The 21,845-nt window shown below is 40.1% G+C and carries 22 protein-coding genes and 1 tRNA gene; 7 read left to right on the top strand and 16 right to left on the bottom strand.

Annotated features, from left to right (window positions below):
• Positions 1–74 precede the first annotated feature (74 nt).
• From LVY74_RS04290 to pepN, 11 genes are all read right to left on the bottom strand, one after another.
• Positions 75–1,574 carry an aldehyde dehydrogenase gene (locus LVY74_RS04290; RefSeq protein ID WP_237813975.1) on the bottom strand — a complete coding sequence of 500 codons (1,500 nt, stop codon included), beginning with the start codon at positions 1,572–1,574 and terminating at the stop codon, positions 75–77.
• Positions 1,574–2,479 carry a dihydrodipicolinate synthase family protein gene (locus LVY74_RS04285; protein ID WP_237813974.1) on the bottom strand — a complete coding sequence of 302 codons (906 nt, stop codon included), beginning with the start codon at positions 2,477–2,479 and terminating at the stop codon, positions 1,574–1,576. Before LVY74_RS04285 ends, LVY74_RS04290 begins: the two co-directional genes overlap by 1 nt.
• 69 nt (positions 2,480–2,548) lie before the next feature.
• On the bottom strand, positions 2,549–3,880 hold the full coding sequence (locus LVY74_RS04280; protein WP_237813973.1) for an MFS transporter: 1,332 nt from the start codon (positions 3,878–3,880) through the stop codon (positions 2,549–2,551).
• Between the two features lie 192 nt (positions 3,881–4,072).
• On the bottom strand, positions 4,073–5,392 hold the full coding sequence (locus LVY74_RS04275) for an NAD(P)/FAD-dependent oxidoreductase (RefSeq protein ID WP_237813972.1): 1,320 nt from the start codon (positions 5,390–5,392) through the stop codon (positions 4,073–4,075).
• A gap of 61 nt (positions 5,393–5,453) precedes the next feature.
• On the bottom strand, positions 5,454–6,149 hold the full coding sequence (locus tag LVY74_RS04270; protein WP_237813971.1) for a GntR family transcriptional regulator: 696 nt from the start codon (positions 6,147–6,149) through the stop codon (positions 5,454–5,456).
• A 321-nt stretch (positions 6,150–6,470) separates the two neighbouring features.
• Positions 6,471–6,620: a hypothetical protein gene (locus tag LVY74_RS04265; RefSeq protein WP_237813970.1), complete on the bottom strand. Its 150-nt coding sequence runs from the start codon at positions 6,618–6,620 to the stop codon at positions 6,471–6,473.
• 24 nt (positions 6,621–6,644) lie between these two features.
• A complete protein-coding gene (locus tag LVY74_RS04260) occupies positions 6,645–6,881 on the bottom strand; it encodes a hypothetical protein (RefSeq protein ID WP_237813969.1) in 237 nt (78 codons plus the stop codon).
• A gap of 192 nt (positions 6,882–7,073) precedes the next feature.
• Complete coding sequence (locus LVY74_RS04255; RefSeq protein ID WP_151710846.1) at positions 7,074–7,289, bottom strand: cold-shock protein; 216 nt, start codon at positions 7,287–7,289, stop codon at positions 7,074–7,076.
• A gap of 177 nt (positions 7,290–7,466) precedes the next feature.
• Positions 7,467–7,685 carry a transposase gene (locus LVY74_RS04250; protein WP_151710845.1) on the bottom strand — a complete coding sequence of 73 codons (219 nt, stop codon included), beginning with the start codon at positions 7,683–7,685 and terminating at the stop codon, positions 7,467–7,469.
• Between the two features lie 176 nt (positions 7,686–7,861).
• Positions 7,862–7,938 (bottom strand) — tRNA-Met (locus LVY74_RS04245).
• A 489-nt stretch (positions 7,939–8,427) separates the two neighbouring features.
• The gene (gene pepN, locus LVY74_RS04240) at positions 8,428–11,034 is read right to left on the bottom strand and encodes an aminopeptidase N (RefSeq protein ID WP_237813968.1); all 2,607 of its coding nucleotides are present in this window, start codon (positions 11,032–11,034) and stop codon (positions 8,428–8,430) included.
• A gap of 260 nt (positions 11,035–11,294) precedes the next feature.
• Here pepN and LVY74_RS04235 point away from each other — a divergent pair, with 260 nt between their 5' ends.
• Together LVY74_RS04235 and LVY74_RS04230 are read left to right on the top strand one after the other, a co-directional pair.
• Positions 11,295–11,720, top strand: coding sequence for a hypothetical protein (locus tag LVY74_RS04235; protein ID WP_237813967.1), 426 nt, complete (start codon positions 11,295–11,297; stop codon positions 11,718–11,720).
• Positions 11,721–11,748: 28 nt separating this feature from the next.
• Positions 11,749–12,174: a hypothetical protein gene (locus LVY74_RS04230; protein ID WP_237813966.1), complete on the top strand. Its 426-nt coding sequence runs from the start codon at positions 11,749–11,751 to the stop codon at positions 12,172–12,174.
• Positions 12,175–12,248: 74 nt separating this feature from the next.
• On the opposite strand, the gene LVY74_RS04225 is transcribed toward LVY74_RS04230, so the two are convergent.
• Positions 12,249–12,608, bottom strand: coding sequence for a RidA family protein (locus LVY74_RS04225; RefSeq protein ID WP_151778064.1), 360 nt, complete (start codon positions 12,606–12,608; stop codon positions 12,249–12,251).
• 11 nt (positions 12,609–12,619) lie between these two features.
• On the bottom strand, positions 12,620–13,717 hold the full coding sequence (alr, locus tag LVY74_RS04220; RefSeq protein ID WP_237813965.1) for an alanine racemase: 1,098 nt from the start codon (positions 13,715–13,717) through the stop codon (positions 12,620–12,622).
• Positions 13,718–14,374: 657 nt separating this feature from the next.
• On the opposite strand from alr, the gene LVY74_RS04215 reads away from it, so the two are divergent.
• Positions 14,375–14,938 carry an undecaprenyl-diphosphatase gene (locus LVY74_RS04215; protein WP_237813964.1) on the top strand — a complete coding sequence of 188 codons (564 nt, stop codon included), beginning with the start codon at positions 14,375–14,377 and terminating at the stop codon, positions 14,936–14,938.
• A 61-nt stretch (positions 14,939–14,999) separates the two neighbouring features.
• On the opposite strand, the gene LVY74_RS04210 is transcribed toward LVY74_RS04215, so the two are convergent.
• Positions 15,000–16,355 (bottom strand): nucleobase:cation symporter-2 family protein, encoded by a 1,356-nt coding sequence (locus LVY74_RS04210; protein WP_237813963.1) that lies wholly within the window; start codon positions 16,353–16,355, stop codon positions 15,000–15,002.
• A 201-nt stretch (positions 16,356–16,556) separates the two neighbouring features.
• On the opposite strand from LVY74_RS04210, the gene LVY74_RS04205 reads away from it, so the two are divergent.
• A complete protein-coding gene (locus LVY74_RS04205; protein WP_237813962.1) occupies positions 16,557–17,096 on the top strand; it encodes a lecithin retinol acyltransferase family protein in 540 nt (179 codons plus the stop codon).
• Between the two features lie 51 nt (positions 17,097–17,147).
• Here LVY74_RS04205 and LVY74_RS04200 read toward each other — a convergent pair whose 3' ends face one another.
• Positions 17,148–17,897 (bottom strand): glutathione S-transferase family protein, encoded by a 750-nt coding sequence (locus LVY74_RS04200; RefSeq protein WP_237813961.1) that lies wholly within the window; start codon positions 17,895–17,897, stop codon positions 17,148–17,150.
• A 223-nt stretch (positions 17,898–18,120) separates the two neighbouring features.
• Between LVY74_RS04200 and ychF the strand changes: the two genes are divergently transcribed.
• Positions 18,121–19,212 (top strand): redox-regulated ATPase YchF, encoded by a 1,092-nt coding sequence (ychF, locus tag LVY74_RS04195; RefSeq protein ID WP_237813960.1) that lies wholly within the window; start codon positions 18,121–18,123, stop codon positions 19,210–19,212.
• 235 nt (positions 19,213–19,447) lie between these two features.
• Entirely contained in the window at positions 19,448–19,912 is a 465-nt protein-coding gene (locus LVY74_RS04190; protein WP_237813959.1) for a MarR family winged helix-turn-helix transcriptional regulator, read from the top strand.
• 42 nt (positions 19,913–19,954) lie between these two features.
• On the opposite strand, the gene LVY74_RS04185 is transcribed toward LVY74_RS04190, so the two are convergent.
• Positions 19,955–20,257 carry a hypothetical protein gene (locus LVY74_RS04185; RefSeq protein ID WP_151710565.1) on the bottom strand — a complete coding sequence of 101 codons (303 nt, stop codon included), beginning with the start codon at positions 20,255–20,257 and terminating at the stop codon, positions 19,955–19,957.
• A 187-nt stretch (positions 20,258–20,444) separates the two neighbouring features.
• Here LVY74_RS04185 and LVY74_RS04180 point away from each other — a divergent pair, with 187 nt between their 5' ends.
• Positions 20,445–21,839, top strand: coding sequence for an ABC1 kinase family protein (locus LVY74_RS04180; protein ID WP_237813958.1), 1,395 nt, complete (start codon positions 20,445–20,447; stop codon positions 21,837–21,839).
• The last annotated feature ends 6 nt before the right edge of the window (positions 21,840–21,845 follow it).

Raw genomic sequence — 21,845 nt, 5'->3', positions numbered from 1 at the left:
TTCCTTTGACTCATTCAGAGCCAAAGGAAGATGGAGGCTGATTTATTATTTATATTGAATAGATACCACTGCCCTTATGCAGGTTCAGAAACATCAATCCAGATGGTTTTAAGTTCAGTGTACTGATCATGTGCCCAAACTGACTTGTCACGACCACCAAAACCTGATTCTTTGTAGCCACCAAATGGCGTGGTAATGTCACCCTCACCAAAACAGTTCACCGTCACAACACCTGCACGAATGGCACGCGAAAGTTTGATTGCATGACGCAAATTGCTGGTATACACAGAAGCAGCAAGCCCATAGACTGAATCATTGGCAAGTTCAATCGCTTCATCTAGCGTATTAAAGGTGGTGACTGATAAAATTGGCCCAAACACTTCTTCTTTAAAGAGCGTGTCAGATGCACTGATTCCATCAACAATGGTTGGCTCAACAAACATATCCTGTTCAGTATTGCCACCACACACGATTTTGCGCTGCTCAGCTTTTGCCTGCTCGATATAAGATTTCACCTTTTCAAAATGAGCACGGCTGACCAGCGAACCCAGTTTATGATCTGGATCGAGCGGATTGCCCATTTTCCATTCAGCAAGATGTACAGCAACTTTTTCCAAAAGCTGATCTTTGACATCGGCATGCACAATCAGGCGTGAAGATGCAGAGCAGTTCTCACCCATATTCCAGAATGCACCATTGACAATATGCTGAGCGACATGGTCGATATCTTCGACATCATTCATGACCACCGCAGGGTTTTTACCGCCACATTCCAATACAATGCGTTTCAGGTTGGATTCAGCGGCATAGTTCAAGAACAGTCGACCTGTCTCAGTTGAACCTGTGAAGCTGACCATGGAAACATCCATATGTTTACCAAGCGGCTCACCGACTTCACGCCCACCACCTGGCAAAATGTTCAACACGCCCGCAGGAATGCCCGCTTCTGCTGCCAGTTCCGCCACGCGAAGTGCGCTCAGTGTGGTTTCTTTGGCAGGCTTGATCACTACCGAACAGCCCGCTGCCAATGCTGGCGCAATTTTCCAAGCCAGCATCAGCAATGGGAAATTCCACGGCAAGACCAGACCCACGACACCAATTGCTTCACGTACCACCAAGGACAACGTATCTGAACCGACAGGTGCAGTATTGTCATAGATTTTGTCAATCAGTTCAGCATGCCAGCGAATGGTATGAATCATTTCAGGTACGTCAGTCAGTTGACACTCACTCACAGGTTTACCGCTGTCCAAGCTTTCAATGACAGCCAGTTCAACCGTATGTGCTTCAAGTAAATCTGCAAATTTGAGTAAGGTATGCTTACGCTCGTTTGGAGATAACTTGTGCCAGCGCCCATCTTCAAATGCGGCTTTGGCAATGGCGACTGCGTTATCGACATCTTGGGTATTACACGCAGTAATTTCTGCCAGTAATTCACCCGTTGCAGGGTTGGTTGTCTGAAAGGTTTTACCCGAAACTGAAGCCTGAAACTTGCCATCAATAAATGCCAAAGTTTGAAATTTCAGATTTTTCGCGATCGCAGTATATTCTGCTGTCGTCAAAAGCCCTGACATTAAGCACCTCCAGTGATGGCAGCAACATCTTGTTTTAACTGTTGAACAATTTCCGCAAATGCCTGTTTTTTATCTTCAGGTAATGCTTGTAATGGTGCACGTACACTGCCAGTGCGCAGGCCATTCAACTCACAGCCGTATTTGATACATTGAATGAAATGACCCGTTTCCAAGTAATCCATCAATGGCATCATTGCAGCCATAATGCGGCGACCTTTGTCGAAATCTTTTTCAAGTACACAGGCTTCATACAAGGCAATGTGTTCACGTGGTACAAAGTTGGAACCCGCACACACCCAGCTACGCGCGCCCCATGCAAAGAATTCCAGTGCCTGATCATCCCAACCACATGAAATGTTTAAGTTTGGATAATGACGTGCCAGCATGTGTAACTGGTTCATATCACCCGAACTTTCTTTCAGACCAACAAAGTTTTTTGACTGAGCAAATACCGTATCGAAAAATTCCTTGCCCATCGACACACCCATACGTGCTGGGTAGTTATAGAACATCACGGGTAAATCAGCAGCCTGATCAATCGTCAAGGCATGTACTGCGGTTTCTTGTTCTGTCGGTAAAGCATAAGGTGGTGTAGTCACTAAAATGCTGTCTGCCTTGATGGCTTTGGCAACTTTGGCATATTCCACCGAATCTTCTGTACGGATTGCGCCAGTACCCAACATCAGTGCAACACGTGTACCAATTACATCTTTGGCAAACTTCGCCAAGTCATAGCGCTCTTGAGCGGTATGTGCGTAATATTCACCTGTAGTTGCTGCCACGATAATGCCATGGACTTTAGCATCAATCAGATACTCTAAAACCTCAGCAAAACCTGCCTGATCAATTGAACCATCCGCAGCCAATGGGGTAATTACTGGGGTATAAATGCCGTCAAAATTCATTGTATTTTCTCCACAAAAAACGTTTTTTCCTTGAGTGCCATGAGATCAGCCCATGGCATACCACTCATCTTAAGAATTTAAAGAGGTTGCTTCTTCCAAGCTCATTGCACGTGTTTCTGGTGCTAAAGCCACGGAGACAATCAAACCTAAAAGTGTCACGCCTGCCGCAACAAACATGGTGTTGCCAATTCCAATCGTGTCTAAAGACATCGGGACTAACCATGTGCCAATCGCAGCGCCAATACGGGAGAATGAAGTCCCCATACCCACGCCAATCGCACGAATTTCAGTTGGGAATAACTCGTTTGGATACACCAGTTGCAAGACTTGAGCACCACCGATAAACAGCGCATACAAGCTGAACAGCACCACAATCAGAATTTGTGAGCTATCTGAAAACATACCTAAACCGAGCAATGCCAAACCTGACCACAAGAAACTTTGAATGACCATTTTGCGACGACCCATGCTGTTAATCAGACGAGTTGCAATCACACAGCCCACCACAAACATCATGGTAATAATCACTGAACCTAAAGATGCCCATTCACCTTTTAAGTGCAGCGCAGCCAATACTTTTGGTGCAAAGGCATACACGGCAAAGACAGGAATCACTGAGCACGCCCAGAACATTGAACAGAAGAACACCCGTTTGCCATAACCAGAAGCCAAGACCTGAGTGAAAGACAACTGTTTTTCAGGGGCTTGTGCAGGTACATTCGCCAATGAGAAATTTGCGCCGTAGACTTGTTTAATAATTGCTTCTGCCTCAGCCGTACGTCCTTTACTAATCAACCAGCGCGGTGATTCAGGTGTACCGATTCGCATAATAATTAAAATAATGCCAATGACTGCAGGGCTGACAAGCACCCAACGCCATGCATGGTCATATCCAAAACCGAGTAATGCATTACCCACGATGTATGCCAACGCTGCACCGACAAACCACATAATGGTGAGCATCGCTAAACGTGGACCACGCGCCTGTTTTGGTAAAAACTCAGCCAGTAATGAACCACCTGCGGTGTACTCAAAACCCACACCAACACCAATAATGAAACGACACAGGAAAATCGCAATACCCGACTCAACCCAAAGCTGAGTCAACGAACACAAGGTGAATAGCACAGGGGCAACAAAATACAGCTTCTTGCGCCCCAAAAAGCCCCCCATCCAGCCGCCGAGGAATCCGCCAAAGAAGATTCCGATCAGTGCAGATGCAGCGATCATGCCTTGCCAAAAATTGCTTAGATGCAAATCTGCCGATAACTGCATCAGTGCCACGCCAATAATGCTCAACACATAACCGTCAAGTAGCCATCCACCACCTGTACGAATGCTGAGTAATCGATGGAAGCCATTGAGTGACACATCATCAATTGATACATCATTTTTTGTCATTGTTTTCTCCAGTCCTTAACCACCGAAGTGGATGTGTTTCCTACACATTTGTATAAATTTAGGGTGCACAAACCCTGCAAAATTAAAGGATTAATTTTGCTCATTTATTGAGTTAAAGATTTTGTGATGTTTGGGGTCAATCAACCGTCCTGTTGACGACCTTCTATCACACTGTATTTCGATGTCACAGGATTAACTTTCTAGTCCTGCTTTCATTTGCCCCCACCACAGTGTGGCATTGACACCTATGGATAAAAATGGTTCTGGTGGAACTCGGTTCGGCCCAGAGCTTGAGAGTAGAAAATCAATCAATTCATTACGTTCACCCGAAATCCAGTCTGCAAGTAATGTTCCTGTCACCGTACCACGAGTAATCCCTAGACCGTTACAGCACAGAGCGCCATAAACATTCGGTGCGAGCTGTCCAAAAAAGCCTTTATGGTTTTGGGACAACGCCAGCGAACCGCTCCACGTATATTCAAAATCAACTTTGGGCAACATTGGAAAACGGCGCTCAAAAGATTTTTTATGGCGATGTACAAACTTGTCTAAACAATGCTGTTTTGGCTGTTGATTCGGGTTAAAACTAAAACTGTTGCGCATCAAAATTCGGTTGTCATGGGTGCGGCGTACCGTACTACCAAATGGGTCAGATGGAATCACCCCCCAAAATGACTTTCCGCCTAAATCAGCTTGCTCTTGTTCAGTCAATGGTCGAGATAAACTGGCATACAAAAACACAGGTAACATGGTGTGTTTCAGAAAACCAAAACGTTGACCAAAGGCGTTGTTAGCCAAAATCAATTTATCTGCCGTGATCTGTCCAGACTCATGTTTTAAAATGACTTTCTCGCCATATTCAACTTCAATAATCGGGGTATTTTCATATAAGGTGACATTGGACGGTAAACTGTCCGCCAAGCCTTTTACCAATGCTGATGGTTGAAGCAACATAGTTCCTGGGGTAAATAAACCTCGTTTGTAAAATGAAGTCCCAATGTGATTTGGCAAATCTTGCCCACTAATCACTTCATAAGGTTGACCCAGTTTATCTAGCCCGCGCTGATACGCTTCCAACACCGCAATCCCGCGAGTTTCAACGGCTGCCTGATATTTACCACTAGCACGCATATGACAGTCAATGCCGTGTTCTTGAACCAAGGAATGAAGAATCGACTGTCCAAGCAAGTTGAGTTTGAGTGTGGTTTTGGCAATTTCAATATCACCAATATAGTCTTCAGCACCAATATCGTGTGGCAAGTCAATCGCAAAGCCTGCATTACGACCTGCTGTACCAAAACCAACTTCTTGTGCTTCAACCAGTACCACTTCATCATCTGGATAACGTACAGCCAGTTGTCTAGCAGCCGCCAAACCTGTATAACCTGCACCAATAATCACCCAACGCGCATGGCTGTTGCCCACATGCTTTGCTTTCACTTGTCGTTTTGGACTGGTATGATACCAACCGCAATTTTTATCATCGGCAGGTAATGCTGCAACCTTAAGCATCTTCTAAACTCCATTTTTATTGATCTTTCAGCGACTTGTCCTATCGCTGAATTCAACTATTTCAGCCTGTGGAAATTTCTTCATAACTTAAAGGCACTTCCACAGCTGCTGGTACTACATATTCCGTCATGCGACGACGTGACAGATCCATATGTACGCGAACAAGCTCACCGGCTGCGCCTGCATCATGTCGTTCAATCGCTTCAATAATTTGATCATGCTGAATCACAGCTAAATCTAAATCCTCTTGCATATCTACGGTATTCGGCTCTCGATAAAAGATTTTTCCTAATCGCGCATGATCAATCAGAAGTCGCTGCAAACTTGGCATCAAGTAAGCATTTTCCGCAATTCTTCCAATTTCAAAATGAAACTGGTTGTTGTAATAAACACGACCTTCTAGATCATTTTGCTCAATGGCTTGCCGAAACAACCGTTGTACTTCTTTTAAAGTTTCAATATCCTTTTGTGCTGCATTGATTGCTGCCAACTGAGTTGTCGAAATATAAATCAGTGGCGCCGCCAAGAAAAAATTCCGCAAAGCCTGATGACTCATAGATGACACACGTGCCGCCCGATTTGCTTCAAGCTCGATATAACCTTCTGCCGCCATCTGCCGAATCAATTCACGAACAGGCGGACGCGAAAGACCGAATTCTTCACTTAATGCCACCTCATCAACCACCGCACCCGGCGCAAGTTCCATGCTGATGATTCGGCGTTTCAACGTCTCTGCAAGTAAGACTTTCTTATCCATGAGAATTCCTCCGTTTTGAGTTTTTTCCATTGTATGGAGCAACTCAAATCGTGTCTACAAATTGTCTAATCTGTATTTTTCCAAATAATACAATTTGTAGACATTCTCAAATATAATAAAAAGGACAAGTTATAGAATGTTTTGTCATATTTTTTGATATCAAGTTTTTAAAACTTAAATGTGATTATAAAAGAATCACCATATTCGGTATGGCATCATTAAACTATTGAAATTTATATTTTTATAAAAAATTTATCCGCTATTTATAGTCTTCTTTATGCTTAATAATGTTCTTAAGGTAATACACCTGCTCATCTTCAATTAATCATCATCAATATAATTCACCATGACAGCTTTCCCATCTGCTAAACGCTGAGCATCTTCAAGGGTTTTAACTGTCATAAATGAGTACGTTAGCTGCGCACCATCTGTTGGGTTATCGGCATTGCCTTCTTGATTGAAAATATTCATAACTTTTCGAACACCAACACAATATTATTTAGCATCCAAATCATAATATGTAACGCCCGTTGCACCCGCAGCATTCTTTACTTCAATTTCAGCTTCAATCTTCTCCGCAAGCTCTTCATCTGAACGAACGTTATAGAGAATCATATCTTCATCTATAGGGAATTCAGTTTGTATTCCATCAGGAAATGCTGTTTGATCAGTCTTTAAGGCTTCAGGTAAGACTTCAGTAACCGTTATATAATGTACAACAACCCATGTCATTTTTTATTTCTCTTATAGTTAAAGCCAAAGAGAGTTTAACATCATTATTCATATCATTATAAAAACAAAAACCGCACCACCTTTCTCAAGCAGTGCGGTTCATTGATTAAAAATAATCAGCAATAAAAAAGCCTCATTCCCAAACTATTGGATATGAGGCTCTAAACTTATAAAAAAGTTTTAGGTCGTTTATTAAACTTTAAGAATCGTGATGTTAGATGCTTGAAAACCTTTTTTACCGTTTACAACAACAAATTCTACACGCTGACCTTCAAGAAGTGTCTTGAAGCCACTGTTTGAAATTTCACTATAATGTGCAAAGACATCTTCACCAGAATCTGAAGCGATAAAACCAAAACCTTTAGTTTCGTTAAACCACTTTACTGTACCTTGAACTGTATTACTCATTTGATAATCCTCTCAATAAATTTATTCAAAAAATAGACAATGAAAATTATAAATATCTTTACAAAACGGAGGATTACAAAAATAAAACTACGACGAAAAAGAATTTACTACAACATGAATATTTTTTAATTTGTATCCACTATACATATTTAAAAAGCATTTACAACATCTTTTTAATCAAGATAGTCTATACAGCTGATTATGTGATATATAAAAACTTTTACGATCTAAATTGAATTCAATTTCTTGACCACACTCAAGTTGAATCTTTTTACCGACTTCAACCCATTTATGTCCTTCTATAGAATTTTGCATACGCTTTAAGGGTATGATTTTAACAGAAATTTCATTTCCACTAATTGATTTGGCAATACGCCATTCACTTAATTTTTTCATAATTACATCGACTCATTGAATGAGCTCATGCGATTTAACAGTTTTGATTGAATCTATAAACTAGGCTTACAACTATAATTCTAGGTTTTGATAATAATCAGCTTTTTTATTGAATTAAAGCTAACTTCTTTTCTCATATCAGAAAAGTTTCGATTTCACAGAGCATAAAATAAATATGGTAGCGGGAGCTGGATTTGAACCAACGACCTTCGGGTTATGAGCCCGACGAGCTACCAGACTGCTCCATCCCGCAATAGAGAGTGTGCTTTATACGCTGTTTATTTGAATAAAGCAAATTATAAAAAATAAATCTTTCATGTCAGATCTTGATTTTTGAATGAATCCTATCTTTTCAGTCACTACGATTAGAAAATATGACTCTCGTATCGATAAATATATTCCCAAATCATCAAACCTAAAAACCGCACTTACTCTTGCAAGTAGTACGGTTTTTTATGCCTTAATCCATTCGGCTAGTCTTCATCAATCCAGAATAAACGCTTTAGAAATCCGAACATAACCATCTCCTTGGTCATTAAATGTGGGGGAATACCGCTCAAAAACTTATCTAAAGCTTTCAGACTAAATTCACCAGTATATTAAGTTTTAATCAAGCAAAATAAATGACTGGATATATCATCGTAAGTCATTGTTTTCTATAACTTCAAAAAGTGCTATTTTTCCATCGAAATTTAGAAAAATAGCACCCTTTTCTATTTAAAAATCAATAAGTTGTTAAATATCAAACACTTAACATACTATTCAGTGTTTCAGCGACATTCTTCGATTTCACTTGGGCTTTGAGTGCTAACAATGCCTGTTGTACTTCTGAACGCTGTGGCTCAGCCAAAGTGTACCAACGTGACAACACTTGCAACATACGAGAACCCACAATCGGGTTTTTCTCATCCAAATACTGAGCAAGCTCAATGAAGTGCTGTACACCAAAACTCCATGTATTTACAGGATTGGCATTTAAACCACCACTGACTGCACGAATACGATTGGGTGTTCCCAAATCATAATCTGCATGTGAAGTTAAATACTGAATGGTTTGGGAAGTTGCTTTTGGATGCGCTGCCTGCAACATAAACCACTGATCCAATGCCAACGGCTCATCGTTGAAACGGTTATAGAAATCATCCAGACATGCTTTGGCTTGTGGCGCATCATTCCAGACCAATACTTTCAAAGCGCCTAAGCGCTCAGACATATTACCAGTACTTTGATACTGCTGTTCAGCCCATGCAAATGTATCCGTATCGCCCTGACGTGCCATATAGCTCAGTGCAATATTTTTGAGTGCACGCTCACCCATCGCCTGTGAAAACTCATTTTGTAACTCAGGGTCAAGCGACTGATAGGTTTCTTTCCAAAAAGTTCCCATCTCTTTGGCTAAAGCATCAGTTAAAGCATGGCGCTTTTCATGAATCACTTGTGGCTGATAATCTTGATCAATACGGCTACCCAAATAACCCTCAGCAGGCACATCCAGTAAACGCGAAGCCAGTAATGGATCTTTTTGTACCAGTTCAGGCAGGGTATTTTTCAGTGCTTGGATATAAGCTTGAGCAGCATGATCTTGCAGTAAAATACGTTCAAGCAGTGTTTGAGTCGCTTGCCACTGGTTAAAACTATTGGTTTCATGCTGAATTAAAAATGCCAACTCATCATCTGAATAGTTAAAGTCTAAATTCACAGGTGCAGAGAAATTACGCAGTAATGACACCACAGGTTGTTCAGTTACCCCTGTAAATTCAATGATTGCCTGATCTTGATCAAACAGATACACACCATCTTTCACTTCATTCACAAACAAATCTGGTGAATGCAACGTGTATTGTTCACCTGTTTTGGCATTAAACAGTGCCAAAGCCACAGGAATGGGTACGGCTTTCAGGTTTGGATATTTAGCATGTGCTTTTAAACTTTGCTTGAAGCTGACGCGATAAGTCTGAGCAGCATCATCATACTCGCCTTTTGCTTCGAGTTTTGGTGTGCCCGGTTGATTGTACCAGTTTAAAAATGCTGATAAATCGACACCCGAACCTGCTGAAAGTGCTGCCACCCAGTCTTCTACGGTGACTGCTTGACCATCGTGACGGCGGAAATATTCATCTGTGCCCTGACGGTATTTTTCTTTACCGAGCAAGGTCGACATCATACGGTTAATTTCCGCACCTTTTTCATAAACCGTTGCAGTATAGAAGTTGTTGATTTCAACAAAATGATCAGGACGTGGTGGATGTGACAATGGACCTGCATCTTCAGGGAATTGATGCGACTTGAGCACCGCAACATCATCAATACGCTGTACCGCAGCCGATTGTAAATCTTCCGAGAAAGACTGATCACGGAATACCGTTAAACCTTCTTTTAAGCACAACTGAAACCAGTCACGGCAGGTAATACGATTGCCTGTCCAGTTATGAAAATATTCATGTGCAATAACCGACTGCACACGCATAATCGCAGCATCGGTGGTGTATTCTTCATCAGCAAGCACACAAGAGGTATTAAAGATATTTAAACCTTTATTCTCCATTGCGCCCATATTGAACTGGCTGACCGCAACAATCATATAGTTATCAAGATCGTAAGCACGACCATAATGTTCTTCATCCCAACGCATGGAATGTTTTAAGGCTTCCATCGCGATGTGACATTTTGGAATATCTTTTTCAATCGCATAAATTTCTAAAGCAACATCACGCCCTTCTGAAGTCACATAACGATCTTTCAATACAGCCAAATGACCAATCACACAAGCAAACAGATAACTTGGTTTTTTGGTTGGATCTTGCCAAATCGCATAGTGACGACCATCGCCCGCTTCACCTGTTTCTAGTAAGTTACCATTAGCCAGTAACACAGGATATTTTTTATCGGCTTCAACGCGTGTGGTAAAGACGGATAAAATATCTGGACGGTCAGGATAGAAGGTAATTTTACGGAAACCTTCTGGCTCGTTTTGCGTAACGAATAAATCCCCAGCCTGATACAAGCCTTCTAACATGGTATTGCTTTCAGGGTGAATAATCACTTGGGTCTGAATTATTGCCTGATCAGGCACATTGGACAGCACCAACTGCTCAACATCAAGCTGATATTCAGCTTCAGATAGCAAATCACCATTTAAACGAATACTTTTCAGTTCCAAATCGCGCCCTAAAAGCACCAAATCCCCTGCTGTTTGACGTTGTACCTTCAAAGTTGCATCAACAATCGTATGATCAGCATAGACCTGAATATTGAGATCGACCGAATCCACTAAAAAGCTGGGCTTTTGGTAATCTTTTAAATAAACGGTTTGATCGGTTTCTACCACTGGATTTGCTGCAATATTCATAGATCTTCCTAATTTTATTCTGAACTTGAGACCACATGATTTGATCATACGTGGAGTTGTTTCAGTTGTCTTTAGCGGTTATTTGTTAATATTGGGCAATTTGCTGTATTTTCAATTGAATTATGTTTTAGTGATGAAATCACAGACAATTTTACTGGTTAGAAATCTTCATAGAGCGCTTTTATATCTATTTAAAAGCGATTTGTTGAGTCTAGAAGGTACATATCAAAAAGCCCAATCACATAAAAATGGAGCAAAAAATGGGTTTTATTAACGCAAAAATTACTGAACAAGACCGTTTAGATTATGGGTTAGATGACTATGCTATTCCATATTTTCAAAGTGCAAGAGATTGGACAATTGACCGAGAAAACAAGATGTTCTTATTCCGTTATTGGGAGGGGCATGAGTTAGGCGTGGATACCCATATTTCGGTTTGGTTATTTGGTGTTAATGGGGGATTAGTGAAATTCACCAAATATATTTTAAAATATAAAAAAATAGAAGATGGACATTATTATTCCCAACAAAAACTGACAGATCTTCGAATCATTGAAGAAGTGAATGTGGATCGGCAGCAACTATTACAGCAGATTGTTGAGGCAATGGAAGTATGTCAAGAAATGGGACTATTTTCTTCCATGAAAAGTTATGATCTTTGGGTTGACGTAAACGAGGTGCTTTAACAGGCTTAATGCAAAATGGAGCAAAACAATGGGTTTTATTAACGCAAAAATTACTGAGCAAGACCGTTTAGATTATGGACTCGATGATTATGCTATTCCATATTTTCAAAGTGCAAGAGATTGGACAATTGACCGAGAAAACAAGATGTTCTTATTTCGTTATTGGGTGGGGCATGAGTTAGGTGTAGATACTCATATTTCAATATGGGTCTTTGGTATTAATGGTGGGCTGTTGAAATTCACCAAAGAAATTTTAAAATATAAAAAAATAGAAGATGGACATTATTATTCCCAACAAAAACTGACCGACCTTCGAATCATTGAAGAGGTAAATATGGATCGGCAGCCACTGTTACAGCAGATTGTTGAGGCAATGGAAGTGTGTAAGGAAAGAGGAATATTTTCTTCCATGAAAAGTTATGACCTTTGGGTTGACGTAAATGAGGTGCTTTAAAGCGATCAATTTTGATCTAGATATGTCCCAATTTGATCCAATCAGGACATATTTAGATTGTACAACTAACGAACTCAGATTTGAGCTGCTGTAACCGCAATTTCAATTAACCAGTTTGGGTTAACTAAATCTGCTTGAATGGTCGCGCGCGCAGGCGTTGCACTGCCTTTTAACCAATCTACCCAAATTGCATTAAATTTCGGGAAATCTTCTAGGTTTTTGATGAAAACCTGAGCTGAAATCAATTTAGTTTTATCGGTGTTTGCCAAAGCCAACAACTCATCAATGGTTGCCAAAATTTCTTTGGTTTGACCTTCAATATCCAAGTCAGTGTTTTTAGGTACTTGACCAGATAAATAAACAACGCTGTTGAATACAGTCACTGCACTCATAACTTCCGTTGTTTTAAAATGCTCAATGCTAGAATTTGACATGTATGATTTCTCTACGGTTGATTTAAAAAAGTAACTCGTGATGTGACAGCGCACATCAGTTCATAGCCGACTGTTCCAGATGCGCTTGCGACGTCATCAATCGGTAAAATTGTGCCTGAAGAAGATTTACCCCAAAGTACAACTTCACTGCCCACTTGTGCATCGCTAATATCGGTGACATCGACAGCCAGCATATCCATACTGACTCGCCCAATCAATTGAGTTCGAACCCCATTCACCAAAACTGGCGTACCTGTTGGAGATACACGTTGATATCCATCGGCATAACCACAAGCCACGATGCCGATTTTCATTGGGCCTTGTGTAGTAAATGTTGAACCATAGCCAATGGTTTCATGATCTTGCAAATCCTGAATTGCGATTAATTCACTTTTCAGCGTCATGGTTGGTTGTAGGTTCCAGTCTTGGATGGTGTGTGTTGGATAATCTGGTGAACTGCCATAAAGCACAATGCCACTACGCACATAATCTGAATGAAGCTTATAGCGAAGAATAGCCGCACTATTACTGATTGAGCGTTTACCAGGTAAATCTTTGACAGTTTCTTCAAAAGTTTCTAATTGATAGTTAATGCCTGGTTGTCCTAAACGCTCACCATCTGCATCGGAAAAATGCATCATATGCGTGATGCTTTTGATTGCAGGATTTGAGTTGAGTTGATTCCAAGTACTGATATATTCGCTCGGTTTAAAGCCTAAACGATTCATCCCGCTATTCATTTTTAAAAATACATCAAATTGAGCAGGATATTGATGCTGCTGAACCCATTTCACTTGTGTTTCATTATGAATCGCAAAACTCAAGTTATATTGCGTGCAATCAAAAAGGTCTTGAGGTGAGAATATCCCTTCGAGCAATATAATCGGTCCTTCCCATCCTAAAGCACGTAACTTCTTCGCTTCAGCAATATCGAGTAGCGCGAAGCCATCCGCTGTTTTAAATGCATTGTAAACATTTTCAATGCGATGACCATATGCATTTGCTTTGACTACGGCAAAGACCTGACTATTTTCAACGGTACTGCGAACCATAGCCAAGTTATGTGCTAATGCTTCATGATGAATAATTGCCGTAATTGGACGTGACATCGTTTATTCCCAACCTATATTTGAAATCTTGATGAATGACGGTTTAGCCTTTTCACCAATTTCTAGATATTGCTCTCTAAATAGATAACTTAAAGAAGAAGGGATGACATATTGAAAGGATCAGTTTATTTTCATCGTGTCTACGACCAAAAAATGCATAGAAAATACGAGTATATTTTCATTGCTTGACCTTCAAGATGATGTAAATCGTTGGCTGTATGACAGATAAATTTGAGAGATTCGCCCTCAAAATCTATTTTGATTCATCCAATGAATCCACCCGTTAAACCCATCTAACTCTAGTTAATTCAACCAGTATATTTTTAAATAACTAGGTGATTTCACTATTTTTATGATTTATTTATAGATTATTTATTTATTTTTCTCGTCTTTATTAGAAAAAAGCCAATAATTTTTTATCGCTCTGATGCAATCAGATCAAGACTCTTCAATTAAGCACTGCGCTTTATACAAAGACAATCTGATTGAGCTTATAGTGTTGGTGATGTGAATACACTCTACTAAAAAACCACAATAAAGATGAACTCACTATTCTTGTTGTTTTCATTCACATGCAACCTAAGCAAGGCTTAATGTTCAAATTATTCAATCATGACTAATTTAAATTTAAAGCGCTGTTGCTTTGCTGAGGTCAGAATGTCACTTGAGATGCTGAATTTCCGATTATTTGAGTTATTCAATGCATCGGCAAATCCTAATCCTATCTTAGTTAAATTTGCGATCTTTGTTTCACATGACCTTGTCACTATTTTTGCAATTGGATTAGTTGCTTTAGCGCTGTTTAGACCTAAACGCTTTAAATTTATTGCAATTAAAGCAGCCGTATTTACAGCAATCACCTCCATCATCGCAGCAATTATTGACAAGTTGTACTACCACCCTCGCCCATTTGTGTTGGATATGGGGCATACCCTGATTCATCACGGTGCAACCAACTCTTTTCCAAGCCACCACATGCTTGCCATGAGTAGTATGGCATTGGCAGTTTTCTTGTTTAGCCGTGAAAAATTGATGGGGACAATCTGTGTCATTTTGGCTTGGGTTGTAGGTTGGTCACGAGTTTATCTTGGCGTACATTTTCCTATTGATATTGTAGGCGCTTTTTTGATTGCGTTATTTATTAATATTTTGGGTCACTTGGTTTTATACAAATATCTCGAATTTCGTGAAGCACGCAAGAAACTTTCTGTTCAAATTTAAGCGACTTAACTTCGTTCATCATTAGCACATAAACATTGATGAACGAAGTCTATCATTTTGATTAATGCTGTACCGAAGAGATTGGTAACGCTGCTGTTTTTTCAGATTTTTTATTTAAAAATAAATGATTAAAGAAAATATTCAAAGTCACAGCAACCACACAAGTTGAACTGATTCCAGAATGAAAGAGGGTTTGTACCCATTGTGGGAAATGAGCAAAAAAATCATGACTTATGATTGGAATCATTCCCGCAGCAATCGCCACAGCAACTATAATCAAGTTCTTTTGATCCTGATAATTCACTTGTCCCAAAGCACGAATTCCACTCGCAGCAACTGTACCAAACAAAACTAAACCTGCTCCACCTAAAACAGGAGTCGGAATCGCGGCAATAAAGCGCCCCATCACAGGCAATAAGCCCAATACCACCAAAATTGCTCCGCCTGCTGCTACAACAAAGCGGCTTTTTACTCCCGTAATTGCCACCAAACCTACATTCTGCGCAAAAGCACTTTGCATAAATGTTCCAAAAAATGGCGCAATCGCAGAAGATAACATATCGGCACGAAGTCCATTTGCAATCCGTTTTTGATCAATCGGTGTTCCAATAATTTCTCCAACTGCCAAAATATCGGCTGTGGTTTCTGTCAAGGTTACAATCATAACAATAGACATGGCAATAATCGCAGGAACTTCAAATACAGGGAAGCCAAAAGCCAAGAAATTCGGCACGGCAAACCAATCTCCTACTGCCACTTTGGAAAAATCTGTAAAACCCAGTACATAAGCACATACTGTCCCAAGCACAATTGAAAGTAAAACAGCCAGACGGCGAATTGCTTCATTTCCGATTTTGCTTAAGACCAGTAAAATCAGCAATGTCAGTCCTGCAAGTCCAATATTTTCTAAAGATCCCCAATTTGGTGCTTTATCGTTGCCACCCATTGTCCAGCGTAGTGCAACAGGCAACAATGACAGCCCAATAACGGTAATGACCGAACCTGTGACCACAGGCGGAAAGAAATGTACAATTTTGGCGAAAAATGGTGCTATGAGAAGACCAATCACCGCACTGGCAAAGACCGCACCTAGAATTGCAGGAAAACCGCCACCCGATGTTCCAATCGCAATCATGCTCGCAACACCTGCAAAAGAAACACCTTGAACTAGTGGTAATTGAGCACCGAACCAACGCATTCCTAAAGTTTGCAATAAAGTTGCAAGACCACCAACAAAGAGTGACGCTGTAATGAGCATCCCGATTTGTGCAGCTGTTAGCCCCACTGCTGCCCCTACAATTAAGGGTGGAGCAACAATGCCACCATACATGGTCAATACATGTTGCAAGCCATAAGCCAAGCTCTTACCTACACCTAAAAACTCATGCTCTGGAGAGATCTGATTGGTAGATGCCATTATTGATTGTCCTTTTTTGCATCGATAAATTTACCTAACGATAAAAAGAGCAATTAATATGCCAACCAACATCCTGAATATCATGCAACAAAGCTTATACTGAACGTTCACAGCAAACCCGAGTGCTACAATCTACTTTATGTTATGCTGCGACATGTTTTGGATTTGGCGTAATTAAGCTTTGTAGTGTAAAGACATAAAATGGCGAAAGTTCCTTTTAGTATTGGCACACATCTGGTTGTGAAACATTTGGGCTATACTCATCATGGTATTTATGCGGGGCGTGGTCGTGTGATTCACTACTCAGGTTTTGCCCATCTTTTTAAAAAGCATCCCATTGAAATTACGAGCCTTGAGCAATTTTCTCATGGCAAAAAAATTGTTGTTCGACGTTATCCTAACCCCAAATACAAGGGTCGAGCCGTGATTCGTCGCATGCGTTCACGCATTAACGAAAACCATTATGATCTCATTATTAATAATTGCGAACACTTGTGTAGCTGGGCAATTACGGGGATTGAAAGTAGTCCACAAGTTATCAAAATGATGAATAGACTTACAACGATTGGCTATGTTAGTTCAATCATGAGTTATATGAATAGTTTATTTTTAACAATTGCAACCACCAGTTTTGCACTCGTGCTGTATATTAAAAAGAAATTACGCGATAAAGCCAGAATGCAAATGCCTAGCTATTTATTTTATAAGCAAGACAATAAAAACAAGCCACCGAAAGTTTAAATCGCTTGGATGATTCCTAAAAATATTAAAAAACAAGCTGATTAAAACTGTCTAAATGCCACGCCAATCCACACGAGCCTGACGTTCTTCCGCATAAATCTGTTGTACATATTGCCCAACAGCTAAAGCTTGCAGTTGACTTGAAAATGCATAGGCTTGCTCTGACACACTATCAAAGGTTTCCAACTCCCACGGTGTCCCTGCAATATTTAACAAAGGTGCAAACATTGAACACACCGCAATATCTGCGAGCGTCAGCCGTTCTGCAACCAAATAACGAGAGGGCAACTTAAACTGTTCTGCAAAGCTTAAAATTGCCCGCTGCGACTCAGCAACTTTTTCTGCTTCCAACTGAAAACTACGATTGACCAAAGTTTTTAAGACAGGTTTAGAATACTTCTCAAATTTGCGTAAATATCCTGTTTCACCTAGCAATACATCCAGCGAATGATTATTACGGATGATCATTTGTGACCACACCCACTGCCGCACATGTGTTCCAAGGATATTCGCCTGATGATTGATTTGGAGTACTGCTTCACGTTGTCCAAAACGATTTGGCAATAGACCATGCTCTGGGTAACAATCATCTAAATAATGTGCAATCTGGGTTGAATCTGCAATCCAGTGCGTCCCCTCTTTTAAAATTGGTAAATGATTTTGCCCTGTTTTTAAGCGCGCAAATGCACGATGAAAACCTGGCACTAAATTATGTGCAACAAAATCTAATTCTTTATGATCAAGTAACCAACGTGCTTTTTCGCAAAAATGGGACAATGGAAATTGGTATAAAGTACGCATAATGCCCCCATATTCATCACAATTTTAGCTAGCAACCCACCCATACCCTATTACTTTAGTCAGGAAAGCGTTGAAACTCAATGCTCATTTCTACCGAGATGTTGTCGTAAAATTAGTAAAATAAAAACTTTCACAGATGCAATCCACGATCATGACCTGACTTTAGACTGGCTTTGTTGTAAAATCATCGGCAATTTTACATAACAACTTTTGTGAGTCTTGCATGGGTTTTAACTGTGGTATTGTTGGTCTACCAAACGTCGGCAAATCAACGCTTTTTAATGCATTAACCAAAGCTGCAATTGCTGCGGAAAATTTCCCATTTTGTACAATTGAACCGAATACAGGGATTGTACCCGTTCCCGATGCACGTCTAGACAAACTAGCCGCGATTGTGAATCCACAACGTATTTTACCCACCACAATGGAATTTGTAGACATTGCAGGTCTTGTGGCTGGTGCATCTAAAGGTGAAGGCTTAGGTAACCAATTCTTGGCCAATATTCGCGAAACTGATGCGATTGCACATGTAGTACGCTGTTTTGAAGATGAAAATGTCATTCACGTCAATGGTAAAATCGATCCACTCGATGACATTGCGACCATTAATACAGAACTTGCACTTGCTGACTTGGAAACAGTCAACAAATCATTGGTTCGTTTAACCAAAGTTGCAAAAGGCGGCGACAAAGAAGCCGTTGCAACCAAAGCCGTACTTGAACGCATTTTACCATTGCTCGATGAAGGTAAACCTGCTCGTGCAGCTGACTTGTCCGATGATGATCGTAAACTATTGCGTGGTTACGGTTTATTGACGCTTAAACCGACCATGTATATTGCCAACGTTGCAGAAGAGGGATTTGAAAACAACCCTCATCTAGAAGCTGTTCGCAAGCTTGCTGAAGAAGAAAATGCGATTGTTGTTCCATTGTGCAATCAAATTGAAGCTGAAATTTCATTGCTTGAAGATGATGAACGTGCTGAATTCCTCGAAGCAATGGGCATGGAAGAGCCGGGTCTAAACGTGGTTATCCGTGCAGGTTATCGCCTACTTGGCTTACAAACTTACTTTACTGCGGGTGTACAAGAAGTTCGTGCATGGACGGTTAAAGTCGGTGCAACTGCGCCACAAGCGGCTGGCGTAATTCACACTGACTTTGAAAAAGGCTTTATTCGTGCTGAAGTTGTCGCATATAACGACTTTGTTCAATACAACGGTGAAGCAGGTGCTAAAGAAGCTGGTAAATGGCGCTTAGAAGGTAAAACTTACATTGTTCAAGATGGCGATGTCATGCATTTCCGTTTCAATGTTTAAATAAAATACCACGTAGGTCAGGAAACCTTTTTCCTGACCTCTTTTTGATCAAATTGGTGGCATTATTTTTTTAAATGTTTCTCATTTCTTTTTAGGGATGAAAAAATATTCCTTTTATTTACAAGCGTTTATGCTAAAGATATATAAAAATTACACTTTTTAGATAAGATGCACTTTTTACGTGATTTTTTTCGCAATATAATCCTAGTAAATACAAAAACAGGCTTGCAACAACATGACTAAAAAGTATGCAAAATATTTACCCGCTTCGGATAATATTCAGATTAACAACTTTCCATTTTATTGGATTACCCAGATTCATCAAAAATACGTTGAAAATGTCGATCACGTATTAAAAAAATACGGTATGGACAACTCTCGCCGCCGTGTTCTAGGTGCATTATTACTTAAACAAAATGCGAGTGTTTCTGAACTTTCAGAAATGTTGATTTCTAAAATGTCGACCACAACCAAATTGGTTTATCGCCTTAAAGATGAAGGCTATGTCAACACCTATTCATGCCCAGAAGATGCACGTATTACCCGTGTTGTGCTCACCGAAAAAGGTCAAGAAATTCTAAAAAAAGTCAATGACTTAACTGGAATTGTACTTGAACAGGCTTTTACAGGTTTAACACCACTACAAATCGAAAAGCTATTAACACAGTTACAGCATATTTTTAAAAACCTGTCACGCTAATGCCTATATAAAAGGCAGACTCATGCGTTTATGTTTGCTGCTTTACATTCTGTATTTGATTTTAAATAACTCACGCCGCTCTAGGCGTGATTTATTTTCAGTGATGTGCTGTCGCATCATGCTTTGTACACGTTGATGCTCAAAGCCAAGTGCATAACCTTTAACAATCACTTCACTGGGTAAAGTAAAGAAAAAATACTTCACATCATCTTCATGCAATGTGGCAAAAAGCTGCTGTTGTTGCAACAACTGCCATAATGCCTGTTTTTCTTGTTGTACTTTTACTGAAGTGTCATTCCAATAATGTTTACGCATTGCCATGAGATTATTATGCTTATAACTCACATTGACTCCCATACTCATTGATTAGGCGATAAACCATTATAGAAGATCGCCTGAGAAACGGCGTAAAAGACTGCAAAATCCTACAACAATATCCGTATTAAACCGTTTTAATACGCACGAAGCACTTTTTTTTCGTTACAATAAATCCATTATGCCCAAATCTTCCGTTTTTTAAGGATTGTGTTCAATGTCAGGTCAGAAAGATAAATTAAAGAATTTAAAAACATCTTCCATAGATCGACGTTTATCCATTGTAAAAGCATCTTTATTGGCAGGAACGCGTTGGGCAACTTCCAATGCCACGACAATTTTTTCCAACGAAGAAGAAAAAGAACGTAAGCGCAAAAAAGCCCTCAAAGAACAAGCTGATTATTTAGTATCAGAAATTGGCAAACTTAAAGGCTCGATTGTCAAAATTGGGCAAATGATGGCGTTATATGGTGAACATTTTTTACCTGAAGAAATTACACAAGCCTTAAATACCTTAAATAATCAAACTGTTGCACTAGAATGGCTCGCCATTGAACCTCATTTAAAACAGGAATTAGGCAATCGCTTTTATGACTTAGAGATTAACCCTGAACCCATTGGTACAGCCTCTTTAGCACAGGTACATCGTGCTAAGCGTAAATCAGATGGCTTAGATATTGTTTTAAAAATTCAATACCCAGGTGTTGCAGATGCCATAGATTCCGACATGAATCTATTTCGCAGCATGATTCGTCTGACCAATATGGTGCCACAAACCCGTGAGTTTGATCAGTGGTTTGATGAAGTCCGTGAAATGATGCATCGTGAAGTCAACTACCAAGTTGAAGCCGCTACAACCCAACGCTTTGCAAACTACCTACGAGATGATTCTCGCTATATTGTTCCCCAAATTATTGATGAATATTGCACAAAACAAGTGCTATGTATGACCTTTGAACAGGGTGTTCCCGTCAATAGTCCTGTCATGTTGTCATTACCACAACAACGCCGAAACCTGCTAGGTGAAGCTTCTCTTGAAATCGCCATTCGTGAATTATTTGAATGGGGAGAAATGCAAACTGATCCAAACTTTGGCAATTATCTTGTTCGTTTAGGCAATGGACAAGATGTACAAGACCAAATTGTATTACTAGATTTTGGGGCAATTCGCCAATTTGATCAGACTTTATTGACTGTTGCGCATAATCTGATTCATGCAGGCTATGAACACGACTTAGCGCATATGGTCGATGCCATGACAGGCTATGACTTCTTTGACAATATTCCTGCTAGCATTAAACCCGATATGGCAAAAGTTTTTTTATTGGCAACTGAACCATTTAGCAGTTTACACAATAACCCTGACCTTCCTGCTGGCATCATGGATGAACAGAACCGTTATAACTGGAAAGCTAGCCAATTGCATAGCCGCGTGATGCAACGTGCAAGTAAATCAATGGCTTCACGCTATTTTAGTGTGCCACCTAAAGAATTTATGTTTATTAGCAGAAAATTTATTGGCGCCTATACCTTTATGACCGTTTTAGATGCGCAAACCAATATCCGAAAAATGGTTACGCCATTTCTCAAAAAAACCTCAGCTTTAGGCTGAGGTTTT

Source organism: Acinetobacter sp. ME22 (assembly GCF_022012315.1).
GTDB classification, from domain to species: Bacteria; Pseudomonadota; Gammaproteobacteria; order Pseudomonadales; family Moraxellaceae; genus Acinetobacter; species Acinetobacter brisouii_A.
The sequence above is the reverse complement of the archived record's forward strand: the minus strand, read 5'-3'. Positions and strand labels throughout refer to the sequence as shown.

What these genes read in the sequence shown, in the direction of transcription:
- LVY74_RS04290 (WP_237813975.1), bottom strand. Translation starts at nt 1,574, where the DNA reads ATGTCAGGGCTTTTGACGACAGCAGAATATACTGCGATCGCGAAAAAT.
- LVY74_RS04285 (WP_237813974.1), bottom strand. Translation starts at nt 2,479, where the DNA reads ATGAATTTTGACGGCATTTATACCCCAGTAATTACCCCATTGGCTGCG.
- LVY74_RS04280 (WP_237813973.1), bottom strand. Translation starts at nt 3,880, where the DNA reads ATGACAAAAAATGATGTATCAATTGATGATGTGTCACTCAATGGCTTC.
- LVY74_RS04275 (WP_237813972.1), bottom strand. Translation starts at nt 5,392, where the DNA reads ATGCTTAAGGTTGCAGCATTACCTGCCGATGATAAAAATTGCGGTTGG.
- LVY74_RS04270 (WP_237813971.1), bottom strand. Translation starts at nt 6,149, where the DNA reads ATGGATAAGAAAGTCTTACTTGCAGAGACGTTGAAACGCCGAATCATC.
- LVY74_RS04265 (WP_237813970.1), bottom strand. Translation starts at nt 6,620, where the DNA reads ATGAATATTTTCAATCAAGAAGGCAATGCCGATAACCCAACAGATGGT.
- LVY74_RS04260 (WP_237813969.1), bottom strand. Translation starts at nt 6,881, where the DNA reads ATGACATGGGTTGTTGTACATTATATAACGGTTACTGAAGTCTTACCT.
- LVY74_RS04255 (WP_151710846.1), bottom strand. Translation starts at nt 7,289, where the DNA reads ATGAGTAATACAGTTCAAGGTACAGTAAAGTGGTTTAACGAAACTAAA.
- LVY74_RS04250 (WP_151710845.1), bottom strand. Translation starts at nt 7,685, where the DNA reads ATGAAAAAATTAAGTGAATGGCGTATTGCCAAATCAATTAGTGGAAAT.
- pepN (WP_237813968.1), bottom strand. Translation starts at nt 11,034, where the DNA reads ATGAATATTGCAGCAAATCCAGTGGTAGAAACCGATCAAACCGTTTAT.
- LVY74_RS04235 (WP_237813967.1), top strand. Translation starts at nt 11,295, where the DNA reads ATGGGTTTTATTAACGCAAAAATTACTGAACAAGACCGTTTAGATTAT.
- LVY74_RS04230 (WP_237813966.1), top strand. Translation starts at nt 11,749, where the DNA reads ATGGGTTTTATTAACGCAAAAATTACTGAGCAAGACCGTTTAGATTAT.
- LVY74_RS04225 (WP_151778064.1), bottom strand. Translation starts at nt 12,608, where the DNA reads ATGTCAAATTCTAGCATTGAGCATTTTAAAACAACGGAAGTTATGAGT.
- alr (WP_237813965.1), bottom strand. Translation starts at nt 13,717, where the DNA reads ATGTCACGTCCAATTACGGCAATTATTCATCATGAAGCATTAGCACAT.
- LVY74_RS04215 (WP_237813964.1), top strand. Translation starts at nt 14,375, where the DNA reads ATGTCACTTGAGATGCTGAATTTCCGATTATTTGAGTTATTCAATGCA.
- LVY74_RS04210 (WP_237813963.1), bottom strand. Translation starts at nt 16,355, where the DNA reads ATGGCATCTACCAATCAGATCTCTCCAGAGCATGAGTTTTTAGGTGTA.
- LVY74_RS04205 (WP_237813962.1), top strand. Translation starts at nt 16,557, where the DNA reads ATGGCGAAAGTTCCTTTTAGTATTGGCACACATCTGGTTGTGAAACAT.
- LVY74_RS04200 (WP_237813961.1), bottom strand. Translation starts at nt 17,897, where the DNA reads ATGCGTACTTTATACCAATTTCCATTGTCCCATTTTTGCGAAAAAGCA.
- ychF (WP_237813960.1), top strand. Translation starts at nt 18,121, where the DNA reads ATGGGTTTTAACTGTGGTATTGTTGGTCTACCAAACGTCGGCAAATCA.
- LVY74_RS04190 (WP_237813959.1), top strand. Translation starts at nt 19,448, where the DNA reads ATGACTAAAAAGTATGCAAAATATTTACCCGCTTCGGATAATATTCAG.
- LVY74_RS04180 (WP_237813958.1), top strand. Translation starts at nt 20,445, where the DNA reads ATGTCAGGTCAGAAAGATAAATTAAAGAATTTAAAAACATCTTCCATA.